This is a genomic window from Streptomyces oryzae, assembly GCF_017676365.1.
Lineage (GTDB): Bacteria > Actinomycetota > Actinomycetes > Streptomycetales > Streptomycetaceae > Streptomyces > Streptomyces oryzae.
This window is the reverse complement of the sequence record NZ_JADKMA010000009.1, coordinates 1-18,515: the sequence shown is the minus strand read 5'-3', so window position 1 is coordinate 18,515 and position 18,515 is coordinate 1. Positions and strand designations below refer to the sequence as shown.

Below are 18,515 nucleotides of genomic sequence, written 5' to 3'. Positions count from 1 at the left end.
GACTCCCCCGCGTTACCCCGTCAGCACCTCCGCGCAAGCCGTACGCAGGCGGCGTACGCCCTCCACGATGTCGCCCTCCGCAGCGGCCGGGGCGAAGGTGAGCCGCAGATGGGGAGCCGGGGGCTCGGCGGCGAAGTAGGCGCGGCCGGGGGCGACGGCGACGCCGGCACGCAGCGCGGCGGCGCTCAGCGCGCCCTCGTCCGTCCCGTCGGGGAGCCGCAGCCACAGGTGGTAGCCGCCGCGCGGGGCGTGGTCGAGGCGCAATGCGGGCAGCTCACTCGCGAGCGCGGTGACCATCAGCTCGCGCCGGGTGCGCAACTCGGCGGCGACCGTGCGCAGATGGCGGGACCAGGCGGGGGCGCCGACGAGTTCAAGCGCGGCTTCCTGGAGCGGCCTCGGCACGAAGAAGCTGTCGACGATCTGGATGGCGCGCAGCCGCTCCAGCACGGGCCCGGACGCGGCCAGCGCACCGACGCGCAGGCTCGGCGAAGTGATCTTGGTCAGCGAGCGGACGTGTACGACGACCCCGTCGGGGTCCTCGGCGCGCAGCGCGGGCGGCAGCGCTCCCGCGTCCTCGTGCGCGAGGTGCCGGGCGAAGTCGTCCTCGACGATGAAGGCGCCTGCCTCGCGCGCCACCCGAAGCACTTCGCTGCGCCGGTCCGGCGCCAGCACGGCGCCGGTCGGGTTCTGGAACAGCGGCTGGCAGACGAAGACCCGCGCCCCGCTGGCCCGGAACGCGTCCGCCAGCAGATCGGGCCGTACGCCAGCGGGCTCGACGGGCACCGGTACCGGGCGCAGGCCCGAGGCTCGGGCTGCGGCGAGCATGCCGGGGTAGGTGGGCGACTCCACGAGGACGGGGGCGCCCGGGGGCGCGAGGGCGCGCAGCGCGGTGGTGAGCGCCGCCTGTCCGCCCGAGGTGATCAGCACGTCCTCGGCGGTGACCGTGCCATGGCGCCCGGCGGCACCGGCAGAGCCCACGGACGGTCCGCCGATCTCCCGCGCGAACCAGTCGCGCAGCTCCTCCACGCCCTCCAGGGGCGGCCGCCGCCATGCTCCCGGCCGCCGTCCGGCGCGGGCGAGCGCGGCGGCGAGGGCCTTCTCCGGCTGGAGACCGGGCGGCAGATAGCCGCCGTTGAGCTCCAGCACGCCCGGTGGCGGCACGTCGAGCGTGGTCGTCACCCCGCTCGCGTCCACGCTGCGGGGCGCCTGGTCGGCGGAGGGGTCGGCGCTGAGCGCCACTTCTTGCCAGGAGGTGTCGCCGCGGGGTGCGAGCGCGTCGTGCGGCCGGCGCGGTTCGGCGCGGAAAGCGCCGATCCCGGGCCTGGTGACCACCAGCCCCTCGGCGGCCAGCACCGCCAGCGCCCGCGAGACGGTCACCGGGCTGGCCCGGAACCGTTCGACCAGGGCCCTGCTGGACGGGAGCTTTCCGCCCGGGGAGTAGCGGTCCAGCTCGCTTCGCAGGGAAGCAGCCAGGTCAGCCACACTGCTACGCTCTGCCATGAGAGACGACGATAGCGCTACTCCCGCCATAGGGATAGCGGCGCCGGCCGCCCCGGTCAGCGCCCGCCCCTGCCCGCCCGATGCGGAGTGCGGCTGCCTTGTGGCTGATCGCGCAGTTCCCCGCGCCCCTGACGGGACGCAGCCCCATTCCGGGTACGTGGCCCGTACCGGGGTCGTGTTCGCCGTGTTCGGGGTCGTTCTCTTCTCGCTGACCTTCCCCGCGACCAGCTGGACGCTGGAGGGGTTCGGCCCCTGGTCGGCGACGTCGTTGCGGGTCGTGCTCGCGGGGCTGGTCGCCGGGAGCGTGCTCCTGGTGCGGCGGGTGCCGCTTCCGGCGCGGCGGCACCGGACCGGGCTCGCGCTCGCCGCTTCCGGTGTCGTGATCGGGTTTCCGCTGCTGACCACGCTCGCCCTGCAGACCTCCACCACCTCGCACGCCGCGGTCGTCGTAGGGCTGCTCCCGCTGACGACGGCCCTCTACGCGTCGGTGCGCACCGGCTCCCGGCCCGCGCCGCTGTTCTGGGTGGCGGCCCTGGCGGGCGCCGCGGTGGTGGTCGCCTTCGCGCTGTACCAGAGCGGCGGCGCCCCCGGCCTCGGCGATCTCTTCCTGTGCGGGGCGCTGCTGATCTGCGCCGCCGGGTACGCGGAGGGCGGCAGGCTGGCGCGGGAGCTGCCCGCGCTGGAGGTGATCGGGTGGGCGCTGGTGGGCTGTCTGCCGCTCGCCGCCGTCGGCGCGGGGCTCGCCCTGGCGTACGAGCCGGTCACGCTGACCGCGCACTCGGTGCCTGGCCTGGCGTGGAGCGCGCTGGGTTCCCAGTTCATCGGGCTGCTCTTCTGGTACCGCGCGATGGGGCTCGCCGGAGTGGCCCGTACGAGCCAGGTGCAACTTGCGCAGCCGCTGCTTACGCTGGTGTGGGCGGTGCTCCTACTCGGTGAGCGTCTTTCTCCCGCCGCGCCGGCGGCGGCGCTCGCCGTGCTGGTGTGCATCGTGGTCGTACAGCGCAGCCGCGCCTGACCACCGGGAACAGGAGGGCATGTGTCATGCGAGCGAACACAGGCGACCAACTGCTGATGCACGGAAGGACCGTGGGACAGCACGACCGTACGGCGGAGATCGTCGAGGTCATGGGCACCAAGGGCGAGCCCCCGTACCGGGTCCGTTTCGAGGACGGCCACGAGGCCGTGATCTCCCCCGGCCCTGACTCCGTCGTGCAGGGCCGCCGGGAGAAGCACGGAGAGAAGAGCTGAGCAACCCCGGAGGGAAGAGCGCCGCGTCCGCGCGCTCTTCCCTTGCTGCGCGGTGTGGTTCCCTTGTTCGACTCCACACATAGGTGACCTTTCGCACCCGCCCGACATCCCCTGTTGCCGCACAGGTAACGTCGGGCGGCAAGCGGCGCGTCCCGGCGCCCTCACACATCCGGGGCGGAGCCGCTGCGGACCGTGAAGTTCAGCGAAAGGCACGAGGTGACAGAGTCTGTAGCCGGCGTGGAACGCGTCGGAGTGGTGGGCTGTGGCCAGATGGGTGCGGGTATCGCGGAGGTGTGCGCGCGGTCCGGCCTGGAGGTGATGGTCGCCGAGACCACCGGTGAGGCCCTGGAACTCGGCCGCACCCGCCTGGTCAACTCGCTCGGCAAGGCCGCTGACCGCGGCAAGATCAGCCGGCAGGAGTGCGACGAGGCGCTGGAGCGACTGTCGTTCACCACCGACCTGGGCGACTTCGCCGACCGCGACCTGGTGGTCGAGGCCGTGATCGAGAACGAGCAGGTCAAGACCGAGATCTTCCAGGTTCTGGACCAGGTGGTGACCCGCGGCGACGCCATCCTGGCCTCCAACACCTCCTCGATCCCCCTGGTGAAGCTGGCTGTCGCCACCTCGCGGCCCGACCAGGTCATCGGCATCCACTTCTTCAACCCGGCACCGGTGCAGCAGCTGGTCGAGCTCATCCCGGCGCTGACCACCGGCGAGGAGACCGTCAAGCGTGCCGAGGCCGTGGTGGGCCAGGTGCTGGGCAAGCACACCATCCGCGCCCAGGACCGCTCCGGCTTCGTCGTCAACGCGCTGCTGATCCCGTATCTGCTCTCCGCCATCCGGATGTTCGAGTCGGGCATCGCCAGCCGGGAGGACATCGACAACGGCATGGAGCTGGGCTGCGCCCACCCCATGGGCCCGCTCAAGCTCACCGACCTCATCGGTCTCGACACCGTCGCCTCGGTCGCCGATTCGATGTACGCGGAGTTCAAGGAGCCCCTGTACGCCGCTCCCCCGCTCCTCCAGCGCATGGTCGACGCGGGCCGACTGGGCCGCAAGGCGGGCGCGGGCTTCTACGCCTACTCCTGAGCAGCCCGCGCCCCGGGCAGCGGCTCCCGGACACCCCCGCCCTCACACCGCGGGGGTGTCGGCGTGTGGCTCGTCGCCGGGCTGGTCCGGGTTGTCGTCCGTGTTCTCGCCCGCCGCTTCGCCCTGCCTGTCGCCGGGCTTCTTGAGTTTCTTGACCGTCTTCCGGCGTGCCACGCCCACCGAGGTGCGCACCACCGACAGCGGCTTGGCGACCGCTTCCAGCGACTTGCGCTCGGCGTCCACCCCGAGGAACGTCTCGGCCAGCCCTCCGACGACCATGATGACGGCGCCCATCAGGAAGCCGACGTAGAGCCTGCCGCGCTCGGTGCCGTCGCCGATGAGCCAGCCGTAGAAGTACGGCCCGGTCGCTCCGGCGGCCTGGCCGATGGCGAAGAAGAGCGCGATGGCCTTGCCCCGCACCTCCAGCGGAAAGATCTCGCCCGCCGTCAGATAGCCGGAGGAGGCGCCGGCCGAGGCGAAGAAGAAGATCACACACCAGGCGAGGGTCTGCGTGGTCGCCGTCAGCACATCGGCCACGAACAGCGTCGCGGTGACCGCCAGCGCGCACCCGGAGAACAGATACGTGCCCGCGATCATCCAGCGGCGGCCCACGATGTCGAACAGCGGCCCCAGGACGATCGGACCGAGCAGGTTCCCCGCGGCGAACGCCAGCAGATACATCGGCGCGTCCTTGTCGGAGACGCCGTAGAACTTCGTCAGCACCAGCGTGTAGGTGAAGAAGATGGCGTTGTACAGGAACGACTGCGTGATCATCAGCGTCGAGGCGAGCACGGCCCGCTTGGGGTACTCCTTGAAGAGCACCCGCAGCAGCGTGACGTAGGTGGCGTGCTTCGACTCGCTGATCTCGATGGCGTCCCGCTCGTCGACCGGCGGGAGCTTCTTGCCGTGCCTGCGTACGGCGGACTCGATCCGGGCGATGGCGGCCTCGGCCTCAGCCTCCTTCCCGTTCATGATCAGCCAGCGCGGGCTCTCCGGCAGATGACGGCGGACGAACAGCACGGAGAAGCCCAGCACCGGGCCGAGCAGGAAGCCGATCCGCCAGGCGACCGAGTCGTCGAAAGTGCTGAGAATCATCAGCTCGGCGATGGTGCCGACCATCGCACCCGCCCAGTACGTCCCGTTGACCAGCAGATCGACCCGGCCCCTGAAGCGGGCCGGCATCATCTCCTGGATCGCCGAGTTGATCGCCGCGTACTCCCCGCCGATACCGGTGCCGGCGATGAAACGGGTGAGATACAGGAACAGGTCCCAGCCGGGGCCCTGCCCATAGGTGAGCGCCGTCAGGCCGCTGCCGAACAGATAGACGCCGAAGGTGAGCAGGAAGAGTTTGCGGCGCCCGAAGCGGTCGGCCATCCGCCCGAAGAAGAGCGCACCCGTCACCTGGCCGACCAGGTAGACGGTCGCGATCAGCCCGGCCTCGCTGGAGGACAGGCCGAGCGTGTCCGAGCGGGTGAGGACCGAGGTGACCGAGCTGGCGACCGTGATCTCCAGGCCGTCCAGGATCCACGCACAGCCCAGCGCCGCGATCATCTTGGTGTGGAAGCCGGACCAGGGCATCCGGTCGATACGTGCAGGGATCAGGCTGCGGAGCGGTGTGTCCGCCGGACGGGATGATGAGTTCGCTGCTGCCACGCCGTCACCCGTAACCGCCCCCGGACGTCCGTCAGAAGATCGTCAGGGCTTCTCACCCGAAAAGATGAGGGGACATCCGCCAGTGACGGATGTCCCCTCGAACGCCGGGCCGAGACTCGTTCAGGCGCCCCGCAGCACCGCTCCGGTCCGCTCGACCGCCTCGGCGACCGCAGCGTCACGCGCGGCGGACGCCTCCTCGGCCTTGAGCGTGCGGTCCGGAGCACGGAAGCGCAGCGCGTACGCCAGCGACTTGCGGCCCTCTCCCAGCTGCTCGCCGGTGAAGACATCGAACAGCCGCAGCGACTCCAGCAGCTCGCCCGCACCGGCGCGCAGCGCGCTCTCCACCTCGGCGGCCGGCACCGACGCGTCCACCACGAGCGCCACGTCCTGGGTGGCCACCGGGAACGTGGACACGTGCGGGCCCCGTACAGGGCCGGCGGCGGCCCGCTCCAGCAGGTCGAGGTCGAGCTCCATCGCGCAGGTGCGCTCCGGCAGCCCCAGCGCCTTCACGGCCCGCGGGTGCAGCTCACCGGCGTGCCCGGCGAGCACGCGCTCGCCGTCCAGCCGGACGTGGAGCGCCGCGCACCGCCCCGGGTGCCAGGGCGTGAAGCTCGCGCTCTCCAGGGTCAGTTCGACACCCGCCTCGGCGGCCACGGTGCGGGCGGCCTCGATGGCGTCGGCCCAGTCGGCGGGGCGGCCCTCGCCCCACCAGCCGGCCCGCTCGCGGGCACCCGCCAGCACCACGGCCAGGTGCCGGGGCTGCTCGGGCAGCGCCGCGTCCAGCGAGGACAGCTGCTCCTGGGTGGGCCGCTGGGTGACCGGAAGCCGCTCGGCGACCGTCTCGGTGCCGGTCGGCAGGAAGACCAGTCCGGTCTCGAACAGGGCCAGGTCGTGGCTGCCGCGCCCGTCGTTGCGGCGCAGCGCGGCCAGCAGCCCGGGCAGCAGCGTGGTGCGCAGCCCCGGCTCCTCGTCCGAGAGGGGGTTGACGAGCTGGACGGTGCGGCGGCGCGGGTCGCCCGCTTCCAGGCCCAGCGCGTCGAAGACGGCGTCGCCCACGAACGGGTACGACAGCGCCTCGACATAGCCGGCGCCCGCCAGCGCGCGGCCCACGCGGCGGTGCAGCCGCTGCCGCTCGGTCAGCCCGCGGCCCGGCAGCGGCCTCGGCAGCGTGGAGGGCAGGTTCTCGTAGCCCTCCAGCCGGACGACCTCCTCGGCCAGGTCGTTCGGGTCGGTCAGGTCGGGCCGCCAGGACGGCACGGTGACCGTCAGCTGCTCGTCCTGCCCGGTGCCCCCGTACACGTCGCAGCCGACCTGCTGCAGCCGGCGGACGACCGTCTCGCGGCCGTAGGAGACACCGGCGACCTTGTCCGGGTGGTCGGCCGCGATGCGGACCGTGTGCGGGCCCGACGGTGTGGTGATCTCGGTGACGCCCGGCTCGGCCGTGCCGCCCGCTAGCAGCACCAGCAGGTCGACGGTGCGCTGCGCCGCCGCCGACGCCGCCTCGGGGTCGACGCCCCGTTCGAAGCGGCGCGACGCCTCGGAGGAGAGCTTGTGCCGGCGTGCGGTACGGGCGACGGAGACCGGGTCGAAGTGCGCGGCCTCGATCACCACGTCCGTGGTCTGCTGCGCCGCGCCGTCGGCGTCGGCGATCTCGGTGTTGGCGCCGCCCATCACCCCGGCCAGGCCGATCGGCCCGCGGTCGTCGGTGATGACCAGGTCACCGGGGGCCAGCACCCGCTTGGTGCCGTCGAGCGTGGTCAGCTTCTCGCCGTCCTCGGCCCTGCGCACCCCGATGGCGCCCTCGATCCGTGCCCTGTCGTAGGCGTGCAGCGGCTGGCCCAGCTCCAGCATCACGTAGTTGGTGATGTCGACGGGCAGCGAGACGGGGCGCATCCCGGCCTTCTGCAGCCTGCGCTTGAGCCAGATCGGGGACTGCGCCTCGGGCCGCAGCCCGGTGACGGTGCGCGCGGTGAACCGGTCGCAGCCCAGCCGGTCGGCGACCCGCACCGGGTGGCCGTGCGCATTGGGCGCCGGCACGTCCAGCAGCGCCGGGTCGCGCAGCGGCACCCCGTAGGCGGTGGCCGTCTCGCGGGCGATGCCCCGCATCGACAGGCAGTAGCCGCGATCAGGTGTCACCGCGATGTCCAGCACCTCGTCGACCAGCTCCAGCAGCTCGATCGCGTCGGTGCCGACCGGGTGCTCGGGCGGCAGCACCAGGATGCCCCCGTGATCCTCGCCCATGCCCAGTTCGCGCTCGGAGCAGATCATGCCCTCCGAGACGTGCCCATAGGTCTTACGGGCGCTGATCTTGAACCCGCCGGGCAGCTCGGCACCCGGCAGCACGACGACGACCTTGTCGCCGACGGCGAAGTTGGTGGCCCCGCAGATGAGGTTCTGCGGGTCGTCCGGGCCCCGCCCGACATCCACCTGGCAGTAGCGGATCGGCTTCTTGAACTCCGTCAGCTCCTCGATGGCCAGCACCTGGCCGACCACCAGCGGGCCCTTGAGCCCGGCACCGGTCCGCTCGACCGTCTCGACCTCGAGACCGGCGGCGATCAGCCTGGCCGCGACATCCCGGCCGGTCTCGGAGGCCGGCAGCTCGACGTACTCCCGGAGCCACGACAGCGGCGCCCGCATCAGATCTCCATCCCGAACGGCTGGGTGAAGCGCACATCACCCTCGACCATGTCTCGCATGTCCTCGACGTTGTGGCGGAACATCAGCATCCGCTCGATGCCGAACCCGAAGGCGAATCCGCTGTACTTGTCCGGGTCGACGCCGCAGGCGGTCAGCACCCGCGGGTTGACCATGCCGCAGCCGCCCAGCTCGATCCAGCCCTCGCTGCTGCACGTACGGCAGGGGTTGTCCGGGTCGCCGACGGAGGCGCCCCGGCAAACGAAGCAGACCATGTCCATCTCGGCGGACGGCTCGGTGAAGGGGAAGTAGGACGGGCGCAGCCGGGTGCCCAGGCCCTCGCCGAAGAGCGCCGAGACCATGTGGTCGAGGGTGCCCTTCAGATCGGCCATGGTCAGCCCCTCGTCGATGGCCAGCAGCTCGACCTGGCCGAAGACGGGGGTGTGCGTGGCGTCCAGCTCGTCGGTGCGGTAGACCCGGCCCGGGCAGATGACGTAGACCGGCAGCTCGCGGCCGAGCAGCGAGCGGATCTGCACCGGTGAGGTGTGGGTGCGCAGCACGACACCGGAGGCGTCGTCGTCGGAGCCGCCGTCCCTGCCGCGCACGAAGAAGGTGTCCTGCATCGTGCGCGCCGGGTGGTCGGGGCCCAGGTTGAGCGCGTCGAAGTTGAACCACTCCGCCTCGACCTCGGGGCCCTCGGCGACCTCGTAGCCCATCGCCACGAAGACGTCCTCGATGCGCTCCGAGAGCGTGGTCAGCGGGTGCCGGGCGCCTGCCGGACGGCGGTCGTAGGGCAGCGTGACATCCACCGCCTCCTCGACCAGCACGCGCTCGTCGCGCTCGCGCTCCAGCTCCTCCTGGCGGGCCTTGAGGGCCTTGCTGACGGCCCCCCTGGCCTGTCCGACGCGCTTGCCCGCCTCCGCCTTGGCGTGCGGGGGCAGTGCGCCGATCTCGCGGTTGGCCAGCGCCAGCGGGGAGCGGTCACCCGCGTGTGCTGCCTTGACCTCGCGCAGCGCCTCCAGATCCCCGGCGGCGGCGACGGCGGCGAGCGCCTCGTCCCTGGCCCGGTCGATCGCTTCCGGTTTCAGTGCCTCGACCTCGACAGGGTCGTACGACTTGTTGGGTGCCGACATCTCTTCCCGTGTTTCCGATTGCCCCCAGCGCTACCGCTGGGAGGTGCCCCCAGGCTGCGCCCCGCCCGTGACTGCTGACACGTCTGCTGACTGCTTGCCGAAGCCCGAGTCTAAAGGGGGCCGCCTGGTGGCGGATACGCGGAGGCCAGGGGCCCGGCCTCCGGTGCTGGCTGCGGGGTGGGCCCGTGGGCGCCGTGTGACCGGAACGGTCAGGCCATGAAGGCCGGGGCGCCCACGGGCAGGATAAATCGGAACCTGGCGCCGCCTTCCGGCGCCCGGTCGACGGTGATGACCCCGCCGTGCGCTTCCACGATGCCCTTGACGATGTAGAGCCCCAGGCCCGTGCCGCCGCGCCGGCTGCCGCGCCAGAAGCGGGTGAACACGCGGCTCATGGACTCCTCCGGGATCCCTGGCCCCTCATCGCTGACCGTGACGGCCGTCGCCGTACCGCCAGGGTCACGGGGGAACGAGGTGGGCTGGACCTCGATGGTGACAGTTCCCTCGCCGTGCCGCACCGCGTTTTCCAGCAGGTTGGCGAGCACCTGGTCGATCTTGTCGGGGTCGGCCCACAGGTCGGGCAGTTTGTCGGCGATCCCGGTCTTGAACCGGGAGGCCGGCCTGCCCGCCGCGACATGGGCCTCCAGGTGCCGCCGCACCGCCGCCGCCATGTCGAGCCGCTGTCTGCGCACCTCCAGCCGCCCGGAGTCGATACGGGAGATGTCCAGCAGCTCGGCGATGAGCCGGGTGACACGGTTCGCGTCGGCGTTGACGGTCTCCAGCATCAGCCGCTTCTGGTCGTCGGTGAAGCGCTCCCATTTCGCCAGCAGGGTCGCGGTGAAGCCCTTGACGGAGGTGAGCGGCGAGCGCAGTTCGTGCGCGACGGTGGCGATCAGCTCGGCGTGGCTGCGCTCGGTCCGCCGCCTGGCCTCGGTGCCCCGCAGCGTGACGACGACCCGCTCGACGGGCCCCCGCGGGCGTGCCCGTACGTAGCGCGCCGCGACCAGCACCTCGTGGCCGCCGGGCAGCAGCAGGTTCCGCTCGGGCTGCCCGTTGCGGATGGCGGGACCGCCGTACGGGTCGGTCAGCTGCCACCAGCGGCGCCCGTCCAGGTCCTCCAGCGGGAGCGCGGTGTGCAGCGGGCTGCCCAGCGCCTCCTCCCGCGACCGCCCGGTGATCCGGACCGCCGCGGCGTTGAAGCAGACGACCCGCCCGGCACCGTCGGCGATCACGAGCCCGTCGGGCAGATCGTCGGGCTGCACGTCCATCCCGTTCCGCCCCTCCTCAAGCCGCCCTCGGTCCCCGGCACCCTACTAGCTCTGCGTGATCGGGTGGCATCCTCAGTGCGATCGCTGTGCGCGCGCTGAGGCGTAGAGGCAGACAGCCGCGGCAGTCGCGAGGTTGAGGCTCTCGGCGCGGCCGTGGATGGGCACCCGCACGACGGCGTCCGCCAGCGCCCGGGTCTCCTCGGGCAGCCCCCACGCCTCGTTGCCGAACACCCAGGCGGTGGGCCCGGCCATCGCGCCGGCGTCCAGCTCCTCGTCCAGGTCCCGCTCCCCCGCGCCGTCGGCGGCCAGCACCCGCACCCCGGCACCGGCCAGCCCGCCGGCCACTTCTTCGACGGGGACGTCCACCACGACCGGCAGGTGGAAGAGCGAACCGGCCGAGGCGCGCACCGCCTTGGGGTTGTAGACGTCCACCGAGGCGTCGGTCAGCACCACCGCATCGGCCCCCGCCGCGTCGGCACACCGCAGCACGGTGCCCGCGTTGCCGGGGTCGCGTACGTGCGCGAGGACGGCGACCAGGCGCGGCCGTGCCGCGACGATCTCCGCGAAGGGCCGGTCGAGGAAGCGGCACAGCCCCACGATGCCCTGCGGCGTCACGGTGTCGGACATCTCGGCGACGACCTCGTCGGACGCGGTGAGCACGGGGACGCGGGCGGCCCGGACCGCAGCGAGCAGCTCCGCATGCCGCTCAGCGGCCTCCGGAGTCGCATACACCTCGACGAGGTGCTCCACCGCCTCCCGTACCGCCTGCGGTCCCTCGGCGAGGAACCGTCGCTCCTTGCTCCGGAAACTCCGCTTGGCCAGCTTTCGCGCGGCGGTGACACGGGGCGATCGCAGGGAGGTCAGCTCGGGGGGCATGAAGGGGGATCGCTCACTTTCGGGTAAACAAATTCTCGCCGTCGCGGACTGAACCACGACGGCGAGAGTTGGGGGTCGACAACGTCAGCCCCCACGCTCGGTCAAGGGCGAAGCCGCAACCGCTCAGGCGGCCTTCGGCGCGTTGACGTCGCTCGGCAGCGCCTTCTGCGCAACCTCGACCAGCGAGGCGAACGCCGCGGCGTCGTTGACCGCCAGGTCGGCCAGCATCTTGCGGTCGACCTCGATGGAGGCGGCCTTCAGACCCTGGATGAAGCGGTTGTAGGTGATGCCGTTGGCGCGGGCGGCGGCGTTGATCCGCTGGATCCACAGCTGCCGGAAGTCGCCCTTGCGCTTCTTGCGGTCGTTGTAGTTGTAGACGTAGGAGTGGGTGACCTGCTCCTTCGCCTTGCGGTACAGGCGGGAACGCTGGCCGCGGTAGCCGCTGGCCTGCTCCAGGATCGCCCGGCGCTTCTTCTGAGCGTTTACTGCCCGCTTGACGCGTGCCACGTGATTACTCCTTGTTGGCGGGGCCGGGAGGGGACCTCACTCACGGCCCAGGTCGATGGGGTCCCGGTCGTGCGGGGACTTACTTGCCGAGAAGCTTCTTGATCTTCTTGGCGTCGGCCGGGGCCGCTTCGGTCTTACCGGCAAGGCGGCGCGTCAGCGTGGACGGCTTGTGCTCGAGAAGGTGGCGGCGACCGGCGCGCTGGCGCATCACCTTGCCCGAGCCGGTGACCTTGAAGCGCTTACGGGCACCACTGTGCGTCTTGTTCTTCGGCATGTCGCCGTTTCACTCCTCGTCAGTGACGCTCCCGCTGTCACAAGGGCAGGCGGAAGCGCCAGTTGTTCGTACAGGTTCCAGGGCAGGTGCCCCGGGAGGGCTCACGCCTCGGCAGGCTCCTCGGCGGACTCCTCAGCGGAAGCGGACCCCTGCTGGCGCTCCGCCTTGCGGGCGGCCTGCGCCTCGCGGGCCTCGGCCATCGCCTCGGTCTTCTTCTTGTGCGGACCGAGAACCATGATCATGTTGCGGCCGTCCTGCTTCGGGTTGGACTCCACGAAGCCCAGGTCGGACACGTCGTCCGCGAGCCGCTGCAGCAGTCGGAAACCCAGCTCGGGGCGGGACTGCTCACGACCGCGGAACATGATCGTGATCTTGACCTTGTCACCCTGCTTGAGGAACCGGACGACGTGACCCTTCTTGGTGTCGTAGTCGTGCGGATCGATCTTCGGCCGGAGCTTCATCTCCTTGATGACCGTGTGCGCCTGGTTCTTGCGCGCTTCACGGGCCTTCATGGCCGACTCGTACTTGAACTTGCCGTAGTCCATGAGCTTGCACACCGGCGGACGGGCGTTCGCCGCGACCTCGACCAGGTCGAGGTCGTACTCCTGGGCGAGCTCCAGGGCCTTGGCAAGCGGCACGATGCCGACCTGCTCGCCGCTGGGACCGACGAGTCGCACCTCGGGGACGCGAATGCGGTCGTTGATGCGGGGCTCGGCGCTGATGGGGCCTCCTCGGGTACACCGCGCGAGCGTCTGGCGGACGGCCGCGCACAAGTTACGTGATCAGTGGGTGACCACCGCTCGCGGACGCACAAAACGCCCCGGACGGATCACAGGCGGGGCTCCTCACAGACCGGGAGCACCGCGCGGAACTCCGCGGGGCGCAGCCTGACCTTTGACCCGCGGCCCGCTGGGCCGCCAGGTGGGAGATCGGAGCCTCCACTTGCGGGCTGGAGGCCGTTCCCGTCACTGGCGGCGGGCATGGTCTTCAGCCGGTCGATATCCCAGCATAGCAGCAGGGCGCCGGGCACGCCCCGCGGTACCCGCCGCTGGGCAGGCGGCTCGGCCCGTACGACAGTACGGCAGGCGCGGGGCTTAGGGTGACCCGCATGAGCGACGCCGCAGCCGCCGGGCAGCCCTCCGGTCACAACCCTGACTTCGACAGCCTCACCCGCGACATCGCGGAGGTTCCTGCGGTCGAGGTGATCACTACCGTGGCGGTGCACCTGATGAGCTCCGCCGCCGTCAATCTCGGCCTGGCCGAGGGCGGCGAGCAGCACAAGGACCTGGACGAGGCGCGGAAGCTGATCCAGGCGCTGGCCGGCCTGGTCACCGCGAGCGCCACCGAGATCGGCTCCTACCACGCGGCGCCGCTGCGCGACGGCCTCAAGTCGCTGCAGCTCGCCTTCCGTGAGGCGTCCACCGTGCCCGACGAGCCCGGCCAGGGGCCCGGCGAGAAGTACACCGGCCCGGTGCACGGCTGAGCCGGCGGCTCCGGCGGGCCGCGGGCGGGCGCTCAACCGACCTTCATCTCGCGGCGCGGCCGCCGGTTGGGCTGCGGGTGCGTCAGCACGTGTACGTACGCCGCGGCGGCCGCGCCCACCAGCGGGGCCACGATGAACAGCCACAGCTGGGTGAGGGCAGCGCCCCCGGCGAAGACCGCGGGGCCGAGGCTGCGGGCCGGGTTGACCGAGGTGCCGGTCAGCGGGATGCCGACCAGGTGGACGACGGCCAGCGCGATACCGATGGGCAGGCCGTCGAAGCCGACGACCGCCACTCTGTGGGTCACCGCCAGCCACGTGTAGACGAGCAGGAACGTCAGGATGATCTCGGCGACGAAGGCGCCGCCGGTGTTGATGTGCACCGCAGAGCGGTCGCCGAAGCCGTTGCTGCCGAAGCTCCCGCTGGTCTCCAGGCCGGGGACCTGCTTGGCGACCAGGAACAGCAGCGCTGCGCCCGCGATACCGCCCACGAGCTGGGCGACCCAGTACTTGATCGCCACATCCAGATCGAGCCGCCCGGCCAGGAACATTCCGAACGTGACCGCCGGGTTCACATGGGAGCCGGATATCGGGCCGATGGCGTAGACGAGCGCGAGCAGTACAAAGCCGAAGCTGAGCGCGATGCCCAGCGTGCCGACGTACTCGGCGGCCAGCACCGCAGCGCCGACACCGAAGAACACCAGCAGCAGGGTGCCCAGGAACTCCGCGGCGATCGGCTGTGGCTTGTCTTCCAGGTCTCTGAGCTGTTCGGGGCTCGCCTGCAACGACTTGACCTGCATATCGACCTCCCGTGGGGGTCGTTGGCGACAGCCGGGGCTCGGACTCTCCCGGCACTCTCCCCGAGTGTCCGACGCGGCCGGACGGCTCGCACCTCGGGCGTGGTCGGGGCGCTGTCAGACGCTGTCCGCGGGCGGTGAGGCCTCTCAGGTGCGGTCGGGCCGGTAGAAGGCGGTGGCGGGCAGTGGGCTGCCCGCGGGGAGGAGCGCCAGGTCGAGGCCGCGGGTCAGCCGCGCGCGCAGTGTCTCGTCGGCGGCCAGCGCTTCGGCCACCCGCCGGGCGACGGCCGTGACCTCGGCGTCCGGCGCGAGCGCCAGGGCGAGGGTGCCGTCCTGCGAGCCGTCGCCCGGCGACAGGTGGGCGCCGGCGACCGCCGGTTCGGCCGCGAGGACGGTGCGCAGCGCTTCGGTGACGGCGGGGTCCGCCGGCGCCGAGGTGTGGGTGCGGCCCTCGGCGAGCGCGTGCAGCGCCGGCCCGGTCAGCTCGTACGGCACAGGTCCTGCCATGTCGAGGAGCAGCGTGTCCGCCTGCTCGTGCGCCGCCGCCTGCAGCGCCTGGTGCAGCGGTACGGCGACAGGGCGGGCGTCGGGGCGCCAGCGGGCCAGCGCCTCGGTGGAGGTGAAGGCCGGGAGCGCCCGACGGCCGCCGGGCGCGTTGAGGGTGGGGACGGCCATCTCGCTGGTCTTGTCGCGACGCAGCCCGTCCGCGCCGGTCTCGGCCTCGGTGAGGACGGCGACGACGGGCACGAGCAGCCGGGCCCCGCGCAGTGCCTCCAGGACGCGGGCCTCGGCCCCCGGCGCCCGGCGGTCGGCCTGCCAGGCGGCGAGCGCGTCGGCGAGGTCGGCGTCGGCGGTGCCGTCGTCGCTGGAGAAGGCCGGCTGCGGGATGTTCTTGAGCGCCACGCACCGAGCGTATCGGGTGGCCCACACCCGATACGCGCGGGATACGTGCGGCGGGATACGCGCGGGAGGGCGGCACCGATAGCGTCGCGGGGTGGGCGAGCGAGGCGACAGCTGTACGGACGGCGAGGCGGAGCCGGACAGGGCGAGCGGGGTCGGGTTGCCGGCCCCGGTGGGGCTGGGGCCGTCGGCGCGGCTGGCGGTGGCCGCCCGGCCGCTGGAGGGCGTGCCGGTGACGGTGGGGGTGCGGGAGAGTGAGTCGTTCGTGGCGGCGAGCGTGATGAAGGTGCACATCCTGGTGGCGCTGCTGCTGCGGGTACGGGGCGCTTCGGGCGGCCCGGCGAGGGAGCTGACCGCCCGGGAGAGGGAGTGGGCCGCCGCCATGGTCGTGCGCAGCGACAACGAGGCGGCGAACGCGCTGTGGCGGGCCGCAGGCGGAGCGGAGGGCGTCGCGGCGGCGGGCCGGCTGCTGGGGCTCAGCCGGACGCGGCCGGCGCGGGACGGGCGCTGGGGGCTGACCACGACGACTGCCGCCGACCAACTGGCGCTGCTGTGCGCCGTGCAGGGGCGCGGGCCCCGCGCCGACGTACTCGCGCCGGCCGACCGGCGGTGGGTGCGGGAGCTGATGCGCGCCGTCGTCCCCTCCCAGCGCTGGGGGGTGACGGCCGCCGCTGACGAGAGCGGGCCGGAGCCCGCCGGGGCGCCCGGCGAGGTGAAGAACGGATGGCTGCCGCGTACCGCGACCGGGCTGTGGGTGATCAACAGCGTCGGCCGGGTCACCGCCGCCGGCCGCCCATGGCTGCTAGCGGTGCTCTCGGACGGGCACGCCTCGGCCCAGGAAGGGATCGCTGCCGTGGAGCGCGCGGCCCGCGCCGCGGTGCGCGCACTCAAGGACCCCCGGGAAACCCCCGACCCCCACCAGACCCCGAGCCGGGCAACCGGACCCGGGAACGCAGCCGAGGCGGAACCCGCGGGGTGAAACCCCGATGCACCGCAAACGCGACACCGATCAACAACGCCCCCAGCACAGCCGCCAGAGTCGCGAACCAACCGGGGCCGGCCTCGTCACCGGAGTCGGCCGAGCCGAAGTACTCCTTGCTGTACTTGCCGACGGGCGGCTGCTGTTCGCGGGGTTCGATGTGGGAGCCCATCTCGATGGCCGCCGCCGGGTCCACGACCCCGGTGCCGACCGCGTCGCTGCGGCCGCCCTGCGGAGTGTGGCCCGCGGTGTCCGAGATCAGCTCCTTGATCTGGGCTGGGCTCAGATCCGGGTGCGCTGCGCGGACCAGCGCCACGGCGCCCGAGGTGAAGGCCGCTGCGGCGCTGGTGCCCCAGCCCTGGTAGTAGGAGCGGTCGGGGTCGGCGATGAGGATGTCCTTGCCGGGCGCCGCCACGGTCGCGTACCAGCGGCGGGTGGAGAACGCGGCCCGCGCGCCGTTGCGGTCGACGGCGGCCACCGCGATCACCCCCGGATAGGCGGCGGGGTAGGAGACGTGGTCGCCGTCCTCGCCGCCGTTGCCCGCCGAGGCGACGACCACCGCGCCCTTGCCCAGTGCGTAACGGACGGCGGCGTCCTCGCGGGCGTCGGGGTGCGCGGCGCTGCTGTCGTCGCCCAGCGAGAGGTTGATGACGTCGGCGCCGTGGTCGGCGGCCCAGCGGATGCCGTCGGCGAGTGCGGTGTTCCGCTCGCCGCGTGCCTTGGCGCGCTGCGGGTCGGTGTCCTCCAGCAGGACGCGGACGGGGAGGATACGGGCCTCGGGCGCGATACCGAGCACCCCGTCCTTGCCGCCCTTGCCGTGGCCGTGCCCTGCGATGATCCCGGCCATGGCGGTTCCGTGCCGGGCCCAGGCGCGGTCGCCCTTCTTGGCTCCCATGCCGACCATGTCCTTGCCGCCGCTGACGTTCTTGTGCAGGTCGGGGTGGCTGCCGTCGACTCCGGTGTCGAGCACCGCAACGGTGATCCCGCGGCCCTTGGTGGTCTTCCACGCCTCCTTGGCGTGCAGGGCTCGGAGGGCCCACTCCTCGCGCTGGAGACCGGCGCCCTGCGCGTGTGCCGTCCCGGCGGTGACGGGGGCGAGGGCGAGGAGGGCGCACAGGAGGGTGGTGAGGGTACGCAGCAGCCGGCTCATCGGACCTCCCCCTGGCCTTTCCCGCCCTGTTCCTTCTCGTCCTGGCTCTGCTTGCCCCGTTCTTTCTCGTCCTGACTCTGCTTGCTCTGGTCCTGCTTGCCCTGGTCCTGTTTGCCCTCGCCCTGCTTGCCCTGGTCCTGCTTGCCCTGGTCCTGCTTGCCCTGGTCCTTGGCCTCGTCGTCGGAGCCGGTCCCGCGTCGGGTCGTGGCCTCGCGCAGCCGGCGCTCGATGCGGTCGGCGATGCCCTGCGCGTCGTGGCCGAGTCCGGCCTGCGCGGCGGCGGAGGTCTCGCCCTTGCGGGTGGCGTCGTTCGCCGCCTGCGGGTCGGTGACGACGCGGCCGTCGGCGAACCCGGAGACGCTGTAGACGACGACGGGCGCGTCCCGCAGCACGCGGACCGTCCAGCTCGCGCGCTGTGCGTCACCGAAGTCGGCGGCGACGGTTCCGCGCGCGGCGTACGGACGGGGCATCAGATCGGTGCGCTGTGCGAGGTTCTGGGCTGCGAACCGCTCCCGCAGGTCGCGCATGGCGGCCGGGTCGGCCTTGGTGAACATCAGCCCGACCGTGGTGACGCTGCTGGACGTCTCGTCGGCGTAGGTGGCCCGCACCAGCCTGGCACAGCCCACCGGTGCCAGCGCCTTGGTCAGCAGCGGGTCGAAGGCGTGCCTGCAGTTGCTGTCCGGCGCCACCGCGACCCGCGTCCAGCGCCGGTCGGCGCCGCCGGGTCCGGCGCGCTCGCCCTCGAGGGTGCGGGGGAACAGTTCGTCGACCGGGAGCTCGTGCCAGGCAGCGCGGGCTCCGTCGAACCCGGCGGCCACAGCGGGCCGTTCCCCGGCGTCGCCGGAGAGCCAGGCGCCCGCGCCCGCGCCGCCCAGCAGGCCGACGCCGAGGACCAGGCAGACGGCGGCCACGACCGTGCGGAAGGTCAGCGGCCTGTGCTCGCGTGCGGCGCCGCCAGGGGCCAGCACGAAGCGAGCGGGGACACCTGGTGAAGGCAGTGAGACCACCGGCGGCGGGGGCTGGGGTGGAG

General features: G+C 72.5%; 18 protein-coding genes. 5 read left to right on the top strand and 13 right to left on the bottom strand.

The window, feature by feature from the left end:
• Positions 1 to 12: 12 nt before the first annotated feature.
• A complete protein-coding gene (locus ITI46_RS03200) occupies positions 13 to 1,500 on the bottom strand; it encodes an aminotransferase-like domain-containing protein (RefSeq protein ID WP_209237815.1) in 1,488 nt (495 codons plus the stop codon).
• Between ITI46_RS03200 and ITI46_RS03195 the strand changes: the two genes are divergently transcribed.
• The 3 genes from ITI46_RS03195 to ITI46_RS03185 all read left to right on the top strand — a co-directional run bounded on the left by ITI46_RS03195 (position 1,499) and on the right by ITI46_RS03185 (position 3,837).
• Positions 1,499 to 2,515: a DMT family transporter gene (locus ITI46_RS03195; protein WP_209237814.1), complete on the top strand. Its 1,017-nt coding sequence runs from the start codon at positions 1,499 to 1,501 to the stop codon at positions 2,513 to 2,515. The two genes, ITI46_RS03200 and ITI46_RS03195, sit on opposite strands and share 2 nt — an antisense overlap.
• 26 nt (positions 2,516 to 2,541) lie before the next feature.
• The gene (locus tag ITI46_RS03190; protein ID WP_209237813.1) at positions 2,542 to 2,748 is read left to right on the top strand and encodes a DUF1918 domain-containing protein; all 207 of its coding nucleotides are present in this window, start codon (positions 2,542 to 2,544) and stop codon (positions 2,746 to 2,748) included.
• Positions 2,749 to 2,964: 216 nt separating this feature from the next.
• Positions 2,965 to 3,837 (top strand): 3-hydroxybutyryl-CoA dehydrogenase, encoded by an 873-nt coding sequence (locus ITI46_RS03185; protein WP_209237812.1) that lies wholly within the window; start codon positions 2,965 to 2,967, stop codon positions 3,835 to 3,837.
• 42 nt (positions 3,838 to 3,879) lie between these two features.
• Here the strand turns inward: ITI46_RS03185 and ITI46_RS03180 are convergent, their stop codons facing one another.
• The 8 genes from ITI46_RS03180 to infC all read right to left on the bottom strand — a co-directional run bounded on the left by ITI46_RS03180 (position 3,880) and on the right by infC (position 12,952).
• The gene (locus ITI46_RS03180) at positions 3,880 to 5,490 is read right to left on the bottom strand and encodes an MFS transporter (RefSeq protein ID WP_307808048.1); all 1,611 of its coding nucleotides are present in this window, start codon (positions 5,488 to 5,490) and stop codon (positions 3,880 to 3,882) included.
• A gap of 120 nt (positions 5,491 to 5,610) precedes the next feature.
• Positions 5,611 to 8,127, bottom strand: a complete 2,517-nt coding sequence (gene pheT / locus ITI46_RS03175; protein ID WP_209237811.1) for a phenylalanine--tRNA ligase subunit beta — start codon at positions 8,125 to 8,127, stop codon at positions 5,611 to 5,613.
• Positions 8,127 to 9,257, bottom strand: a complete 1,131-nt coding sequence (gene pheS / locus ITI46_RS03170) for a phenylalanine--tRNA ligase subunit alpha (protein ID WP_209237810.1) — start codon at positions 9,255 to 9,257, stop codon at positions 8,127 to 8,129. Before pheS ends, pheT begins: the two co-directional genes overlap by 1 nt.
• Positions 9,258 to 9,466: 209 nt before the next feature.
• Entirely contained in the window at positions 9,467 to 10,522 is a 1,056-nt protein-coding gene (locus tag ITI46_RS03165) for a sensor histidine kinase (protein ID WP_209237809.1), read from the bottom strand.
• A 72-nt stretch (positions 10,523 to 10,594) separates the two neighbouring features.
• Positions 10,595 to 11,398, bottom strand: coding sequence for a TrmH family RNA methyltransferase (locus ITI46_RS03160; protein WP_209237808.1), 804 nt, complete (start codon positions 11,396 to 11,398; stop codon positions 10,595 to 10,597).
• 123 nt (positions 11,399 to 11,521) lie between these two features.
• Entirely contained in the window at positions 11,522 to 11,905 is a 384-nt protein-coding gene (gene rplT, locus ITI46_RS03155) for a 50S ribosomal protein L20 (RefSeq protein WP_209237807.1), read from the bottom strand.
• A 79-nt stretch (positions 11,906 to 11,984) separates the two neighbouring features.
• Complete coding sequence (gene rpmI / locus ITI46_RS03150; RefSeq protein ID WP_019360090.1) at positions 11,985 to 12,179, bottom strand: 50S ribosomal protein L35; 195 nt, start codon at positions 12,177 to 12,179, stop codon at positions 11,985 to 11,987.
• A gap of 101 nt (positions 12,180 to 12,280) precedes the next feature.
• Positions 12,281 to 12,952, bottom strand: a complete 672-nt coding sequence (gene infC / locus ITI46_RS03145; RefSeq protein WP_209237806.1) for a translation initiation factor IF-3 — start codon at positions 12,950 to 12,952, stop codon at positions 12,281 to 12,283.
• A gap of 335 nt (positions 12,953 to 13,287) precedes the next feature.
• Here infC and ITI46_RS03140 point away from each other — a divergent pair, with 335 nt between their 5' ends.
• Positions 13,288 to 13,662 (top strand): DUF1844 domain-containing protein, encoded by a 375-nt coding sequence (locus ITI46_RS03140; RefSeq protein WP_209237805.1) that lies wholly within the window; start codon positions 13,288 to 13,290, stop codon positions 13,660 to 13,662.
• A gap of 32 nt (positions 13,663 to 13,694) precedes the next feature.
• Here the strand turns inward: ITI46_RS03140 and ITI46_RS03135 are convergent, their stop codons facing one another.
• Positions 13,695 to 14,459, bottom strand: a complete 765-nt coding sequence (locus tag ITI46_RS03135) for an MIP family channel protein (protein WP_247745398.1) — start codon at positions 14,457 to 14,459, stop codon at positions 13,695 to 13,697.
• Between the two features lie 144 nt (positions 14,460 to 14,603).
• Positions 14,604 to 15,359 carry an SseB family protein gene (locus ITI46_RS03130; protein WP_209237804.1) on the bottom strand — a complete coding sequence of 252 codons (756 nt, stop codon included), beginning with the start codon at positions 15,357 to 15,359 and terminating at the stop codon, positions 14,604 to 14,606.
• 91 nt (positions 15,360 to 15,450) lie between these two features.
• On the opposite strand from ITI46_RS03130, the gene ITI46_RS03125 reads away from it, so the two are divergent.
• Positions 15,451 to 16,335 (top strand): serine hydrolase, encoded by an 885-nt coding sequence (locus ITI46_RS03125; protein ID WP_307808047.1) that lies wholly within the window; start codon positions 15,451 to 15,453, stop codon positions 16,333 to 16,335.
• Here the strand turns inward: ITI46_RS03125 and mycP are convergent.
• Positions 16,244 to 17,485 (bottom strand): type VII secretion-associated serine protease mycosin, encoded by a 1,242-nt coding sequence (gene mycP / locus ITI46_RS03120; protein WP_209237803.1) that lies wholly within the window; start codon positions 17,483 to 17,485, stop codon positions 16,244 to 16,246. The genes ITI46_RS03125 and mycP overlap by 92 nt on opposite strands.
• Positions 17,482 to 18,515, bottom strand: a 1,034-nt coding sequence (locus ITI46_RS03115) for a hypothetical protein (RefSeq protein WP_307808046.1), incomplete at its 5' end; no start/stop codon positions are given. The genes mycP and ITI46_RS03115, both read right to left, overlap by 4 nt.

Bases quoted from the DNA above. Each gene is read 5' to 3' on its own strand.
- ITI46_RS03195 (WP_209237814.1), top strand. From the start codon at position 1,499: ATGAGAGACGACGATAGCGCTACTCCCGCCATAGGGATAGCGGCGCCG.
- ITI46_RS03200 (WP_209237815.1), bottom strand. From the start codon at position 1,500: ATGGCAGAGCGTAGCAGTGTGGCTGACCTGGCTGCTTCCCTGCGAAGC.
- ITI46_RS03190 (WP_209237813.1), top strand. From the start codon at position 2,542: ATGCGAGCGAACACAGGCGACCAACTGCTGATGCACGGAAGGACCGTG.
- pheT (WP_209237811.1), bottom strand. From the start codon at position 8,127: ATGCGGGCGCCGCTGTCGTGGCTCCGGGAGTACGTCGAGCTGCCGGCC.
- pheS (WP_209237810.1), bottom strand. From the start codon at position 9,257: ATGTCGGCACCCAACAAGTCGTACGACCCTGTCGAGGTCGAGGCACTG.
- ITI46_RS03165 (WP_209237809.1), bottom strand. From the start codon at position 10,522: ATGGACGTGCAGCCCGACGATCTGCCCGACGGGCTCGTGATCGCCGAC.
- ITI46_RS03160 (WP_209237808.1), bottom strand. From the start codon at position 11,398: ATGCCCCCCGAGCTGACCTCCCTGCGATCGCCCCGTGTCACCGCCGCG.
- rpmI (WP_019360090.1), bottom strand. From the start codon at position 12,179: ATGCCGAAGAACAAGACGCACAGTGGTGCCCGTAAGCGCTTCAAGGTC.
- ITI46_RS03140 (WP_209237805.1), top strand. From the start codon at position 13,288: ATGAGCGACGCCGCAGCCGCCGGGCAGCCCTCCGGTCACAACCCTGAC.
- ITI46_RS03135 (WP_247745398.1), bottom strand. From the start codon at position 14,459: ATGCAGGTCAAGTCGTTGCAGGCGAGCCCCGAACAGCTCAGAGACCTG.
- mycP (WP_209237803.1), bottom strand. From the start codon at position 17,485: ATGAGCCGGCTGCTGCGTACCCTCACCACCCTCCTGTGCGCCCTCCTC.